The sequence below is a fragment of the Piscinibacter defluvii genome (assembly GCF_004011805.1).
Lineage (GTDB): Bacteria > Pseudomonadota > Gammaproteobacteria > Burkholderiales > Burkholderiaceae_C > Piscinibacter > Piscinibacter defluvii.
On record NZ_ML137197.1, the window covers coordinates 371,971 to 384,761 of the forward strand.

Below are 12,791 nucleotides of genomic sequence, written 5' to 3' on the forward strand. Positions count from 1 at the left end.
TCGTGCTGTTCTGCGGCGGCCTCGGCACGCGCCTGCGCGAGCACTCCGAGACCATCCCGAAGCCGCTGGTCAACGTCGGCATCCGGCCGATCGTCTGGCACCTGATGCGCTACTACGCGCACTACGGCCACAAGGACTTCATCCTGTGCCTCGGGTACCGCGGCGACCTGATCCGCGAGTACTTCCTGAACTACAACGAGTGCATGTCCAACGACTTCGTGATGTCCGAGGGCGGCCGCAAGATCGAGCCGATCACGAGTGACATCGCGGACTGGCGCATCACCTTCGTCGACACCGGCATGCACGCCAACCTGGGCCAGCGCCTGCTCCGCGTGCGCAAGTACCTCGAGGGCGAGGAGATGTTCCTCGCGAACTACTCCGACGGCCTGTCCGACCTGCGCCTGGACAGCTACATCGAGACCTTCCGCCAGCGCAACGTGATCGGCGGCGCCGTCGCGGTGCGCCCGTCGCAGAGCCTGCACGCGATCCGCATGGACGAGCAGGGCATGGTGCAGGGCATCGAGAGCGTGGCCGATTCCGACTACTGGATCAACGGCGGCTTCTTCTGCCTGCGCCAGGAGATCTTCGACCACCTCCAGGAAGGCGAGGAACTGGTCGAGCAGCCGTTCCGCCGCCTGATCGAGAAGCGCCAGCTCTGGACGCACCGCCACCCCGGCTTTTGGGCGGCGATGGACACCTTTAAGGATAAGATCGCGCTCGATCGGATGGAAGCCCGCGGCAACTGCCCGTGGATGGTCTGGAAGCGCTCGGCGGCCTGAGAATCCGCGCTGCCAGACCCGTTCCCGCATGCTCGACCTCCTGCCCCACGCCGACCCCGGCCGCCCGCTGCGCCTGTTGTGCATCGGCGCGCACAGCGACGACATCGAGATCGGCTGCGGCGGCACGCTGCTCACCTGGCTGGCCACGGGCCGTGCGCTCGAGGTGACGTGGATGGTGCTCACCGCCAGCGGCACGCGCGAGCGCGAGGCGCGCCGCAGCGCGACGGCCCTGCTGCGCCGCGCCGCCGGCAGCGACATCGCGCTGGCCAGCTTCCGCGACGGCTTCCTGCCCTCGCAGTACGAAGACGTGAAGGCCTTCTTCGAATCGGTGCGCTGCCGCTGCGACCCGGACATCGTGCTGACGCATCGCCTCGAAGACCGCCACCAGGACCACCGCCTCGCCGCGGAACTGACCTGGAACACCTGGCGCAACCACCTGGTGCTCGAGTACGAGATCATGAAGTACGAAGGTGACCTCGGGCACCCCAACGTCTTCGTGCCGCTCGCCCCGGCGGTGGCCGAGCGCAAGAAGGCGCACCTGATGCGCCACTTCGGCACCCAGCAGGCCAAGGGCTGGTTCGTGCCGGAGAACTTCGACGCGCTGGCCCGACTGCGGGGGCTCGAGTGCCGCGCCCCCTCGGGCCTGGCCGAGGCCTTCCACGCGCGCAAGCTGCGGCTCACCCTGCAGGCCGCCTGAGCCATGGACGCCGCCGCATCGCCCTCGCCTGCCAGCGCGCCGCGCCCGCGCGTGAGCGTCGGCATGCCGGCCTACAACGCCGAGCAGACGATCCGCGGCTCGCTCGACGCGCTGCTGGCCCAGACCCTCGCCGACTTCGAGCTGATCGTGAGCGACAACGCCTCGACCGACGGCACCTGGGCGATCATCGGCGAGTACGCGGCGCGCGACCCGCGCATCGTCGCGATCCGCCAGCCGAAGAACATAGGCGCCAACGGCAACTACTCGGCGGTGTTCCGCCGCGCCCGGGCGCCGTTCTTCAAGTGGGCCTCGTCCAACGACTGGTGCGCACCGACGCTGCTGGAGCGCTGCGTCGAGCGGCTCGAGCAGGATGCCTCGATCGTGCTGGCCGCGCCGCGCACCCGCCTCTTCTCTGGCACCATCGACCAGTTCGCCGAGTACGAGCGCGACTATGCGTTCATGCAAGAGCATCCGGCCGAGCGCTTCGTGTCCGTCGGCAAGATGCTGGCGCTGAACAATATCCTCAACGGGGTCATCCGCACCGAGGCCCTGGCGCGAACGCGGCTGATCGAGCACTACGTCGGCGCGGACGTCATCCTCATCGGCCACCTCGCCTTGCTGGGCAAGCTCGCCCAGGTGGACGAGCCGCTCTTCTACCGCCGCATGGACCGCGAGACCGCCACGCAGCTGATGTCCGCGGAGGCGCTGCACCGCCACCACTACCCGGTACGCACGCGGCAGGCACTGTTCCCGGCCTGGCGTCGCGTGGGCGGCTGGCTGAACGCGGTGTTCTCGTCGCGCCTGCCGGCCTCCGACGCTGCCGCCGCGCTGTCGTGGACGCTTCGCAACGCCTACTGGTCGATGCCCGCGCTCGGCCGCGACCTGCTCGACGCGGCCGCCTACGTGGTCCGTCGCTGACATGCCGCCGCTGCAGACCATCGCCCTGGAGCCGGCACAGATCGACGCCGCCGGCCAGCGCATGCTGGCGTTGATGGGCGAGCTCTACCCGATCTGCCGCAGCATCACCGGCCCAGGCGTGCGGCAGACGCTCGCGCGGGTCGCGCGCGAGGTGCCCCTGGCCATCCAGGAGGTGCCGACCGGCGCGCCGGTGTTCGACTGGACGGTACCACGCGAGTGGTCCATCGACGACGCCTGGCTCGAGCATGAAAGCGGCGCGCGATTCGCCGAGTTCTCGCGCAGCAACCTGCACGTGGTGGGCTACAGCGTGCCGGTGGACACGACGCTCACGCTCGAGGAGCTGAGCGCGCGCCTGCACACCCTGCCCGAGCACCCAGACTGGATCCCCTTCCGCAACTCCTACTACCGCGAGGACTGGGGCTTCTGCCTGAGCGCAAATGAACACGCCCGCATGCCCGTGGGCCGGTACCGCGCGGTGATCCGCTCGCGCCTGGAAGAAGGTTCGCTCACCCTCGGCGAGGTCGTCGTGCCCGGCGAGACCGACGAGGAGGTGCTGGTGTTCGCCCACACCTGCCACCCTTCGCTGTGCAACGACAACCTCAGCGGCATCGTCATCGCCACCGAGCTGGCGCGGCACGTCGCGACCTGCCGCACGCGCTACACCTACCGCTTCCTGTACGCGCCCGCGACGATCGGCTCGATCACCTGGATGGCGACGCACCCCACGCAGCTCGACAAGCTGCGCCACGGCCTCGTGCTCGCGATGCTGGGCGATGCCGGCCCGTTCCACTACCAGCGCAGCCGCACCGGCCGCGCGACCGTCGACCGCGCCGCCGAGCTCGTGCTGCGCCGCGCGCATCCCGAGGCGCGCTGCCTCGAGTTCTCGCCCTGGGGCTTCGACGAGCGGCAGTTCAACTCGCCCGGCATCCGCCGCCCGGTCGGCCGCCTATCGCGTGCGCTGACCGGCGAATACCCGCAGGAGCACACCTCGGCCGACGCGCTGGACCTGATGTCGGCCGAGGCGCTCGCCGACTCCTGGCGCACCTGCCTGCAGATCCTCGAGGTGCTCGAGCACGACCGCTGCTGGATCAACCTCGCACCGTACGGCGAGCCGCAGCTGGGCCGGCGTGGCCTCTACCGCAACTCGGGCGGCCATTACAGCGGCGTGGCCGACCGTCAGATGGGCCTGCTGTGGGTCCTCAACCAGTCCGACGGTGAGACCTCGCTGCTGGACATCGCCGAGCGCTCGCGGCTCGATTTCGGCCTGCTCGCCCAATGTGCGCAGGAGCTGGCTGCCGCCGGCCTGCTCTCGCCCCGTCCGGATTCCTCCCGATGACCCAGTCCGTTCAACGCAAGATGGCCTCGGGCGCCATCTGGATGGTCCTCTTCAAGCTCGTCGAGCGCAGCCTCGGCCTGATCAGCACCCTGATCCTCGCTCGCCTGCTGGTGCCGGCGGATTTCGGCATCGTCGCGATGGCGATCTCGTTCATCGCGATGGCCGAGCTGCTCACGGCCTTCGGCTTCGACTACGCAATCATCCAGACCAAGGACGCCACCGAGTCACACTTCAACACGGCCTGGACCTGCAACGTGCTGCTGAACCTCGGCGTCACCGCGCTGACCCTGGCGATGGCCTGGCCGATCGCGCACTTCTACGGCAAGCCCGAGGTGGTGTGGGTGGTGTGTGCGTTGGCCTTCGGGCCGCTGATCGCCGGCGCCGAGAACATTGGCGTGGTGGCCTTCCGCAAGGAACTGGACTTCAAGCGCGAGTTCCGCTTCCAGGTCAGCCGCAAGTTGATCGGCTTCATGGTGACGGTGCCGCTGGCGTTCTGGCTGCGCAGCTACTGGGCGCTGGTGGCGGGCATGCTCACCTCGAAGATTGCCGGCACGGCGATGAGCTACATGATGCATCCGTTCCGGCCGCGCTTCGAGATGACGCGCTTCCGCGAGCTGTTCCACTTCTCGCGCTGGCTGCTGTTCATCAGTCTGGTCAACTTCCTGAAGGAGCGCGTGTCGGACTTCTTCATCGGCCGCATGCACGGGCCGGCCGCGCTGGGCTCGTACAACATCGCCTACGAACTGGCCAACCTGCCGACCACCGAGATCGGCGCGCCGATCAACCGCGCGCTGCTGCCCGGCTTCGCGAAGCTCACCACGTCCGACGAGGTGAGCGACGCCTATTCGCTGGCCGTCGGCGTGCTGGCCATCCTTGCGCTGCCCGCCGCGGCCATCATCTTCAGCGTCGCGCCATTCCTGGTGCCGGTGATCCTGGGCGCGAAGTGGCTCTCGGCCGTGCCGCTGATGCAGGTGCTGGCCTTCAACGGCGCCCTGCTGCTGTTCCACTCGTCGATCAGCGCGGTGCTGCTCGGACGCGGCTTCGCGATGCGCGTGGGCGCCTCCAACGCCACGCACGTGGGCCTGCTGGTGGTCCTGCTGACGGTGCTGTCGTCGCAGTTCGGCGTGGTCGGGGCCGCCTATGCGGCGCTGGGAGCGAGCATCCTCGCCACCCCGGTCTACCTGTACCAGATTCACCGAGCGCTCGGTGTGGCACCGCGCGTGTTCCTGAAGGCGATCGCCCGTCCGCTTACGGCGGCGCTGAGCGTGGCGCTCATCCTGCACTTTGCCCTGCCGGCACATGTGCCCGATCTCGGCTTCGTGCCGACCGTCGTCTGGCTGCTGCTCGGCTCGGCCGCCGGGGTGGCACTGTACACCACGGGCGTGCTGGGCCTGTGGTCGCTCGCCGGCCGCCCGGCCGGGCCGGAGCGTGCGGTGCTGGACCGGCTGACATCCTTCCTGGCGCCGCGGTTCGGCGGGCGTTTCGCCAAGCCGCAGCAGCCGTCTTGAACTTCGAGGAGTGAGCAATGAGTGAACCGGCCTTCGCGTGGCCGCGGCACCTGGGACTGCGTGCCGGCGAGTGGGTGGTCGTGCGTTCGAAGGACGAGATCCTCGCCACGCTCGATGCCCGCGCCGAGCTCGATCGCATGCCCTTCCAGCCCGAGATGCTCGCCTTCTGCGGTCAGCGCCTGCGCGTGGCCAAGGTCGCGCACAAGACCTGCGACACCATCAACAAGACTGGCGGCCGCTCGGTGAAGAATGCCGTGCACCTCGAGGCCGCGCGCTGCGACGGCGCGGCCCACGGCGGCTGCATGGCCGACTGCATGTTCTTCTGGAAGGAAGCCTGGCTGCGCCGGGCCGACGATGCACCCGGCGTCGCGCAGACGTCCTCCACCTGCGACGACGCGGCCCTCGCGCGTTCCGTCGTCCGCCCGGGTGAAGAAGGCAAGGACGACCCGGCCTGGTCGTGCCAGACGACGGCCCTGTTCGACGCGAGCGCGCCGCTCTCCTGGTGGGACCTGCGCCAGTACGTGCGCGACGTCACCAGCGGCAACCACAGCGCTTGGCACATGACGAAGCTACTGATCGGCGGCATGTACCGTCGGCTGGTCAAGGTCGGCATCGGCTACCGCGTGCTGGTAAGCTTGTACAATCGTTTCCAGATGCTGCGCGGCGGCAAGCCCTTCCCGTTAGGCGGCGGAACCATTCCCGATGGCAAGCCCACCCCACTGGAGGTGCTCGATCTGCAGCCCGGCGAGTGGGTCGAGGTGAAGCCGGCCGCGGAGATCCTCTCCACCATCACCGTCAGCGGATTCAATCGCGGCATGCGCTACGACATGGAGATGGCCAAGTACTCCGGCGAGCGCTTCCGCGTGGAGAAGCGCGTGCAGCGCCTCATCAACGAACAGTCCGGCAGGATGGTCCCGATGAAGAGCGCCTGCATCCAGTTGGAGAATGTCTACTGCCGCGCTGAATGCACGCCGATGCGGCTAGGCTGCCCGCGCGCCTCGAACACCTATTGGCGCGAGATCTGGCTCAAACGGGTAGACGGCCCCGGTCAGGGCTGACGGCGCTTGCCGGACCAGTGGCCCGGGAACGAGGCGGCCGGCTGGCTCCATAGTGACGGGCGCTCCGGGCCGACCCACTCCGGGTGATGGCCCCTCCCAGAGTGGTCGCTGATGTCCTCGGGCGTCGGGTCCGTGTTCAGGTACCAGAGGCTGCGTGCGCCCGCGGCGGTGGAGCCCGGCCGCGCCGATTCGCGCAGGATCTCGCCCACCGAGAGGCAGCGGTTGTAGATCTGGATGCCGCGCAGCACGCCGTGCCACACCTCATTGCCGGGCGCCCAGGGCGCATCGCCCCAGGTGAGCGCTGGCGCCGGGGGCATCCGGTTGCCCCAGTTCCTCGGCGCCTTGAACACGACGCGGTGGTTGAAGTCGGTCAACGGCAGGTCCCAGTAGAACTCGTGGTACTTGCCCGAAGCATCTGCCCAAACGCGCAGGGCCTGGCGGTGCCAGCGGTCGTATTCGACGGCGCCATTGACGTAGTCGTGCTGCAGCACCGAGATCTCCCAGTCGTGGTCCGTGCCTTTGGGGCGCGGCCGCGGGTAGGGATGCGCGCCGTAGTAGCTGTCCGCATCGCCCGAGTCGGTCCAGAGAAAGGTGCGCAGGTCGTTCTTGCCGTCGTCGTTGCCCCAGAAGAAGGCCGTGTAGTAGCCCGCCTGGCGCCGCGGCAGCGCCCACCACAGGTACGTGGCAGGGTATATCGCCAGTGGGTTCCGGAAGCGAAAGCGCATGGTCTGGCGCACGCCGGCCGAACCGGGGAAGTCCAGGCCCTGCACCCGCTCCTCGCCCGTCTGCGCCTGGCCGAAGCATGGATGAGCGAGCGCTGCAGATACCAGCAGACGTCGGCGGAACGGGTCGTCGGGAGGGTAGTCGCTCGAGCTGCGCAAGACGTCGCAAGTGCCGCGCCGGAAGCCCGGCCATCGGAACCAATTGTCACCGATTTCATGGGCGCCCACGGCGCCACGATGCCGACACAGCGCACGTGGCCGGGATAATCGGGGCTGTGCAGTTCACCAGAGCAGGGGGTCCGGTGACGGTATGTCGAGAAAGGGAGAGGATAGTGCGCCGCCAAGCTGCCATCGGCCGCACGACCCTGGGTTTGTACGCCATGCTGGCGAGTGCGCTCGTACAGGGTTGCGGCGGTGCAGCTGGCGAGGCGGATGCCTCGGCACCCGCACCGGCACCCGCGCCGGCACCCGCACCCGCACCCGCACCGGCACCGGCACCGGCACCCGCACCGGCACCCGCACCGGCACCCGCACCGGCACCGGCACCCGCACCCGCACCCGCACCCGCACCCGCACCCGCACCCGCACCCGCACCCGCACCCGCACCCGCACCCGCACCAATCCCCACCTTGAAATTTGCCGCGGCAGCCACAAGCGTAGTCAGCGGATCGGCCACGACGCTCACCTGGTCGACCACTGGCGCGACCTCCTGCACCGCCGATGGTGCCTGGAATGGCTCATGGCCAACCAGCGGCTCGGCTTCAACCGGCGTCCTGCAAGCGGCCAGCATCTTTACCCTAGTCTGCTCAGGCAACGGTGGTTCGGTCTCGAGTTCAGTCACCATCAGCGTGGTCGGCTCGGGTGTCACAATCACGGCGCTGAATTTCCCCTCCAACGGCGACACTGGCGCCGATATCCGCTTCCGCTTCACTGGCAGCAATCTGCTGCCCATGTACCCGGCCACCTACATCTGGCGCGTCAAGCTGCGCCATCAGCTCGGTTACTACACCACATTCTTCTGGGGTCCCGATGGCCCCTTCACCGGCCGCGACTACTACGGCGCGCATCCCTACCCCGATGGCGGTGGTTCCACCACCTCCACGCACAAGTGGGAGTTGTCCGTCCAGGGCGGCGACTATGTCGCCGATGTCAACGGCAACTCCACGCAACTCGGCTACGACGTCTGGCGCACCCAGGCGCTGCGCGTCTGGGACGACGGCAGCTTCAAGATGCACGAGTTCTACTGGGACCTGCCCGACACCACCAAAGTCATCCGCGTCCCCGTGGACCGAAGCTACGGTTCGCCCGTGCCATCGAACGCTGCGTTGACCTTTGGCGACGCGCCCTGGAGCATCGGCAACGAGCGCCTCAGCGGGCTGCTGCGCGGCATCCAGCTCTATACCTCCGCCTTGTCCATCAACGACATCCTGGCCGAGGTCTCCACACCACTGAGCTCCACCGCGGGCAGCGCCTCCATCTGGTATCTCAACCTCAATCCCACCCCTTCGGACATCTCCGACAAGTCCGGCAAGGGCCATCACCCGGCCTGGGTCGGATCCTCCAGAGCCTCTCAGTGGACCGGCCCCTGAGTTGCTCAGGGCCCGCTCGTATTGCGCACCACCGTCGCCAGCAGGTAGTACCGTTCAAAGGAGAGGAAGCCAGGCAGTCGGGCTCCCACACGCTCACATCGGTGGCGCAACGGATCGCGTTCGTCAGTTCACTTGTATAGTGCTCCGACCGGCATCGTGTAGCCCGAACTGCACAAAGTGTTCATCTGCCGGCGCCAACTTGAGGAGGAGCACGTCGCTATGCTGACGACCATCGCGAAGCGAACCGCCGCCCACCTACCGCATGGCTGGCAGCAGGCGCTGAAGCGGCACCACTTCCAGCGCGAGATCCGGCGTAACGCCTTCCGCACCAACGAGCCCGAGTGGGAGCGCTGCGCTCAGTGGCTGGCGCCGGGAGACTGGGCGATCGATGTCGGCGCAAACATCGGACATTACACGAAGCGCTTCTCCGATCTCGTCGGCGCAGAAGGCCGCGTGCTGGCCTTCGAGCCGGTGCCGGCGACCTTCGAGTTGCTGGCCGCCAATGCCGCGCAGTTCGCGCACGCAAACGTGACGCTGCTCAACATGGCCGCCTCCGACGAGACGCGCCTGCTGGGCATCAGCATCCCCGACTTCGACACCGGCCTGAAAAACTACTACGGCGCCGCTCTCACCGAGAAGGCATCCGACCTTCGGGTAATGACCTGCCCTATCGATGCGCTCGGGCTGCAGGGCCGCGTGCGGGTCATCAAGGTCGATGCGGAGGGTCACGATGCCGTGGTGCTGCGCGGCGCGCAACGGCTGATCGCGGCGGAGCGGCCGACCATCGTCATCGAGTCGGTCTCCGAGGAGGTCAAGACAATGCTCAGCGGACTCGGCTACCTCAGCGAGACGGCGGCAGGGTCATCGAACGTGATCTACCGACACCCGTCCCGCTGACGACCATGCCTGACCCAGCGCGCAGGCGCCCCCTCACACCCTCATGGATTGGCGACGTGATTGTGCTGGATGACGAGCCTCTCCTCTGACGCGCCAGTCGCCCCGCCTACATGCGCCGCATGATCAGGTCAGAGAAGCCACTCACGGCTGCCTCGAACTCCAGCGGATGGATATCGTCACCATCGAGAAAGCGATGGAGCGCATGCCGTGGAGTGGCGGCCGAGTTCAGACCCGGAACGCAGGTTGTCGCCGACTTGACTCCCATGGCATCCAGGCATTGCCACTGGCGTGAATCCCAGATCCCGCTCGGGTAGCAGAAATGCACGAACTGCGCGCTAGGCAGCCACTCGGCAAGGCTGCGCCGGTTGTCCTCGATCTCCTGGCGGGCCCCGGCCTCGCTGTCCAGTGGAAAGCGGTGCCTATGGGTGTGCAGTTGAACGTCCATCGCATGAGCTCGCAGCCCTCGCAACTCCTCGGGCGTCATCAAATGCAGGATGCGTTGTTCGACGATCCCCTGGAACGGCACGTCCAGTAACTGGCCAAGCTGCTTGCACAAGCGCATCCGCTGGTCTTCATCCTCCAGCGCTTCGCCGTGGCGAATACATTGCTCTGCCAGCCTTTCGCGGCTCGAAGAGTTGCTCAAGTCGATCTCTCCATCGGGATGCCAGTCGCAGCCGACGAAGCTGATCCGGCGGCAACCGGTCTTCCAGAACATGTACTGCACGACCAGTCGGAAGACGGGCACCGCATGCTTGACGTAGTAGCTGGTCACGTAGACCGTGGAGGGAAAGCCGTGGCGAGACAGGACGGGTGCCGCCACTCCAGCTACCGAGTGAAATCCATCGTCGATGGTGATCGACACCGAGTTGTCGGGCAGCCTGCCCTCGTACATCTCGTTCACCGCTTGGTCGAGCGGCAGGACGCGCACGCCTTGTCGCCGCAGGAACGCCATCCGGCGCTCAAAGACCTCCCGCGTGATGAAGAGCTTGGGACGGAACACCGCCTCGTCGCCCACAGCAAAGCCGTGGTAACACAGAATCTTAAGATGGCGGCGCGTCAGCCTCCGGGCGACCTCAAAGCCTCCCATCCATTTGGCGGCGAAGAGTAAGGCAAGCTTAAGTGGCCGCATCTTGCTCCGCGGGTAAGGCAAAGCAGGGATCAGCGAACTTGCGCTGGCGGCCCAGCCAACGATGCCAATGGAACGAACCCAAATACTGGAAGCCCGCCCGCTCGATTACCTTGCGCGAGGGCTTGTTGTCGGCGAGCACGCAGATATAGGCGTACTTCAGCGATGGGTCGGCGAAGGCGTCCACCAACATGTGGTCGATAGTGGTGCCGTACAGACCGCGGCCGCGACACTCAGGATCGGTGTAGAAGTCGTACAGCGTTGCACTGTCCGCCGGCAGCCGTAGCGTCTGGTCGACCTCCGACATCCTCGACAACTCCTGACGAGCAACCAACCAACCCGAATGCGCCAGCCGACCGTCGACGCTGATCGTGTAGGCACGCTCACCGGACTCGATTCGGCTTAGGGCAGCGCTTAGAAAACCCTGACGGGTCTGCCATGGCTCGCCGGGCTCGAAGGTCACCAGTTCGTCAATCGCGTTCACAGCTACCCTCGGGTCGCGGCGCAGCGCTTTGGCTTGTTCCGCCTCGATCCGGTAAATTCGTAGCTCGCGGCGCTCCGAGACCTCGCGCCGAAGGCGGCGGACCAGCTCCAACGGGCGCAGCCGACGCAGGCGCCCGAGCATTGAGCGCAGCTGCGCCGGGCGCAGTGATACTCGGACGAGCGCCGACTTCAGCAGCGATTCGAGCGATGTCCGCACATCCCGGCGCCAGGCCTGAAAAGGCCGTGCGAACAGGCTCAGCTCGTAGACCTCGTCATGGGCATTGGCGAACCGTTCCTTCCAAGCGTCGCCGCCCGGAGTCAGGTCAATCGTGTCGATACCGCTTTGCAGCAGGCACTCGGCCAATTGCAGCAGGTGCAGCTTGCCTGGCGAGTGCTCGGCCAGCATCGGTGAATGGATCAGCATTCCCAGGTGCAGCGTGCGGCCCGACACGGCGCCGAAGAACGCGGCGATCGGCACCTCGTCAAGGCAAGTCAGCGTCACGTGGCAAGTAGGCGCCCCCGCGGCAAACAGGGCCTCATGAAACTGACGCTTGCGGTCGTCCTCGCGAAAGGGCGAGGACTGGTTGATGGCACCTTGTCGGAAATCGTAGTACGCCATCAGCGACGGCAGCACCCGGTCGAGGTCGGCCCCGTCGCAGACGGCCCTGAACTCCAGCGTTCCCAGGCGCTTCAGGCGATTGAGCCGGCTCTTGTTGCTCTTCTTCGCCATCGACGCGCGAACCTCATTGGCTTCGAGGCGCATCAACGGCCTGGCGACGGCGCGCCAGCGCAGCCTCTCGTGCAACCATGGATCGGCATCCAATGCCTCGAGCAGGCTTCGCGCCGGGAGGTAGCGAAACCGCAACTCCGCGACCGGCAAGGCCGCGGACAGTGCTCGCCAAGCCGCGGCGACGAAACAAGCATCCTCACCGGGCGGCGACAGCCATCCGTGGTACTCGGCCTGGTGGGCACCGGCGTGCGTCAGCATGCCGGACCGGACACTTCGGGCGAGTGTCCACAGCCCCCGCAAGCGACCACTCTCACCACGCGACAACACGAGAACGGGCTCCCAGTCCCTGGCATAGGATTGGTACCACGCGCAGACGAAACCTGGGGCCTGGAAAACGGTTGCAGTGGGACACTGCGCGTGCAGTTCCAGCCATTGAGCCCGCAAGGCCGGGGCCGCGAGCACCTCTTGTGCTGCCTGCCCCCTCAGCAACTCCAGGTCGTGCCGGCCGTTCGGTAAAGGCGCCACAGCGTCTGCCGCCGGCGTCTGCACAGCGGGGACGGCGGCGCAAACGTCGGAAGCCGACGAGCGATTGGAACCGTTGATCATCTGGGCCATGCAGCAAGAAGACGTGTCGCATCGTACGCGACGAACCGGCCACTAGTTCCGATACACGTCCCCCCGGTTTTGGGGCGACCTTCGAGCCGACCACGACGAACGCCGCACAGCCCAGAGTTGGGCCAACTTTACGCGGCTCCCGTCGGCGGCCGGAGATGCCCCAAGTACCCAGCATGCAGTGCCCGGCTCATCTACATGAACGCGACTTACCGGCACCCCCGTCTCGCCGGGAGTGCTCCGGCGGCTGTCATCTTCAGGGGTCGGCGATCCGGTTGCGCGAGATGATCAGTTCGTCGTACCAGGTGTACGAGACAGGGTTGGTCGTCGACGCGC

The 12,791-nt window shown here is 67.1% G+C and carries 11 protein-coding genes; 8 read left to right on the forward strand and 3 right to left on the reverse strand.

What is annotated here, in order from left to right; translation table 11 throughout:
- Positions 1–2 precede the first annotated feature (2 nt).
- Genes D9C15_RS05415 through D9C15_RS05440 form a run of 6 tightly spaced genes read left to right on the forward strand, consistent with a single transcriptional unit; the run spans position 3 to position 6,296 of the window.
- Positions 3–779, forward strand: a complete 777-nt coding sequence (locus tag D9C15_RS05415) for a sugar phosphate nucleotidyltransferase (RefSeq protein WP_240668298.1) — start codon at positions 3–5, stop codon at positions 777–779.
- Between the two features lie 28 nt (positions 780–807).
- Positions 808–1,476: a PIG-L deacetylase family protein gene (locus D9C15_RS05420; protein WP_127996419.1), complete on the forward strand. Its 669-nt coding sequence runs from the start codon at positions 808–810 to the stop codon at positions 1,474–1,476.
- 3 nt (positions 1,477–1,479) lie between these two features.
- A complete protein-coding gene (locus tag D9C15_RS05425; protein WP_127996420.1) occupies positions 1,480–2,394 on the forward strand; it encodes a glycosyltransferase family 2 protein in 915 nt (304 codons plus the stop codon).
- A 1-nt stretch (position 2,395) separates the two neighbouring features.
- Positions 2,396–3,730, forward strand: coding sequence for a DUF4910 domain-containing protein (locus D9C15_RS05430; RefSeq protein ID WP_127996421.1), 1,335 nt, complete (start codon positions 2,396–2,398; stop codon positions 3,728–3,730).
- Positions 3,727–5,238 carry a lipopolysaccharide biosynthesis protein gene (locus D9C15_RS05435; RefSeq protein WP_164886653.1) on the forward strand — a complete coding sequence of 504 codons (1,512 nt, stop codon included), beginning with the start codon at positions 3,727–3,729 and terminating at the stop codon, positions 5,236–5,238. The genes D9C15_RS05430 and D9C15_RS05435 overlap by 4 nt, the downstream gene beginning before the upstream one ends.
- A gap of 17 nt (positions 5,239–5,255) precedes the next feature.
- On the forward strand, positions 5,256–6,296 hold the full coding sequence (locus tag D9C15_RS05440; protein ID WP_127996423.1) for a hypothetical protein: 1,041 nt from the start codon (positions 5,256–5,258) through the stop codon (positions 6,294–6,296).
- Here the strand turns inward: D9C15_RS05440 and D9C15_RS05445 are convergent.
- Positions 6,287–7,177 (reverse strand): hypothetical protein, encoded by an 891-nt coding sequence (locus tag D9C15_RS05445; protein WP_127996424.1) that lies wholly within the window; start codon positions 7,175–7,177, stop codon positions 6,287–6,289. The two genes, D9C15_RS05440 and D9C15_RS05445, sit on opposite strands and share 10 nt — an antisense overlap.
- A 470-nt stretch (positions 7,178–7,647) precedes the next feature.
- On the opposite strand from D9C15_RS05445, the gene D9C15_RS33325 reads away from it, so the two are divergent.
- On the forward strand, positions 7,648–8,607 hold the full coding sequence (locus D9C15_RS33325; RefSeq protein WP_164886654.1) for a hypothetical protein: 960 nt from the start codon (positions 7,648–7,650) through the stop codon (positions 8,605–8,607).
- 219 nt (positions 8,608–8,826) lie between these two features.
- Entirely contained in the window at positions 8,827–9,504 is a 678-nt protein-coding gene (locus D9C15_RS05455; RefSeq protein ID WP_127996425.1) for an FkbM family methyltransferase, read from the forward strand.
- A 106-nt stretch (positions 9,505–9,610) separates the two neighbouring features.
- On the opposite strand, the gene D9C15_RS05460 is transcribed toward D9C15_RS05455, so the two are convergent.
- Both D9C15_RS05460 and D9C15_RS05465 read right to left on the reverse strand, forming a co-directional pair.
- Positions 9,611–10,519, reverse strand: coding sequence for a polysaccharide deacetylase family protein (locus D9C15_RS05460; RefSeq protein WP_164886655.1), 909 nt, complete (start codon positions 10,517–10,519; stop codon positions 9,611–9,613).
- 100 nt (positions 10,520–10,619) lie between these two features.
- Complete coding sequence (locus tag D9C15_RS05465) at positions 10,620–12,458, reverse strand: GNAT family N-acetyltransferase (RefSeq protein ID WP_127996427.1); 1,839 nt, start codon at positions 12,456–12,458, stop codon at positions 10,620–10,622.
- Positions 12,459–12,791: the final 333 nt, after the last annotated feature.

Coding starts and splice junctions, on each gene's coding strand:
- D9C15_RS05420 (WP_127996419.1), top strand. CDS start 808: ATGCTCGACCTCCTGCCCCACGCCGACCCCGGCCGCCCGCTGCGCCTG.
- D9C15_RS05425 (WP_127996420.1), top strand. CDS start 1,480: ATGGACGCCGCCGCATCGCCCTCGCCTGCCAGCGCGCCGCGCCCGCGC.
- D9C15_RS05430 (WP_127996421.1), top strand. CDS start 2,396: ATGCCGCCGCTGCAGACCATCGCCCTGGAGCCGGCACAGATCGACGCC.
- D9C15_RS05435 (WP_164886653.1), top strand. CDS start 3,727: ATGACCCAGTCCGTTCAACGCAAGATGGCCTCGGGCGCCATCTGGATG.
- D9C15_RS05440 (WP_127996423.1), top strand. CDS start 5,256: ATGAGTGAACCGGCCTTCGCGTGGCCGCGGCACCTGGGACTGCGTGCC.
- D9C15_RS05455 (WP_127996425.1), top strand. CDS start 8,827: ATGCTGACGACCATCGCGAAGCGAACCGCCGCCCACCTACCGCATGGC.
- D9C15_RS05465 (WP_127996427.1), bottom strand. CDS start 12,458: ATGGCCCAGATGATCAACGGTTCCAATCGCTCGTCGGCTTCCGACGTT.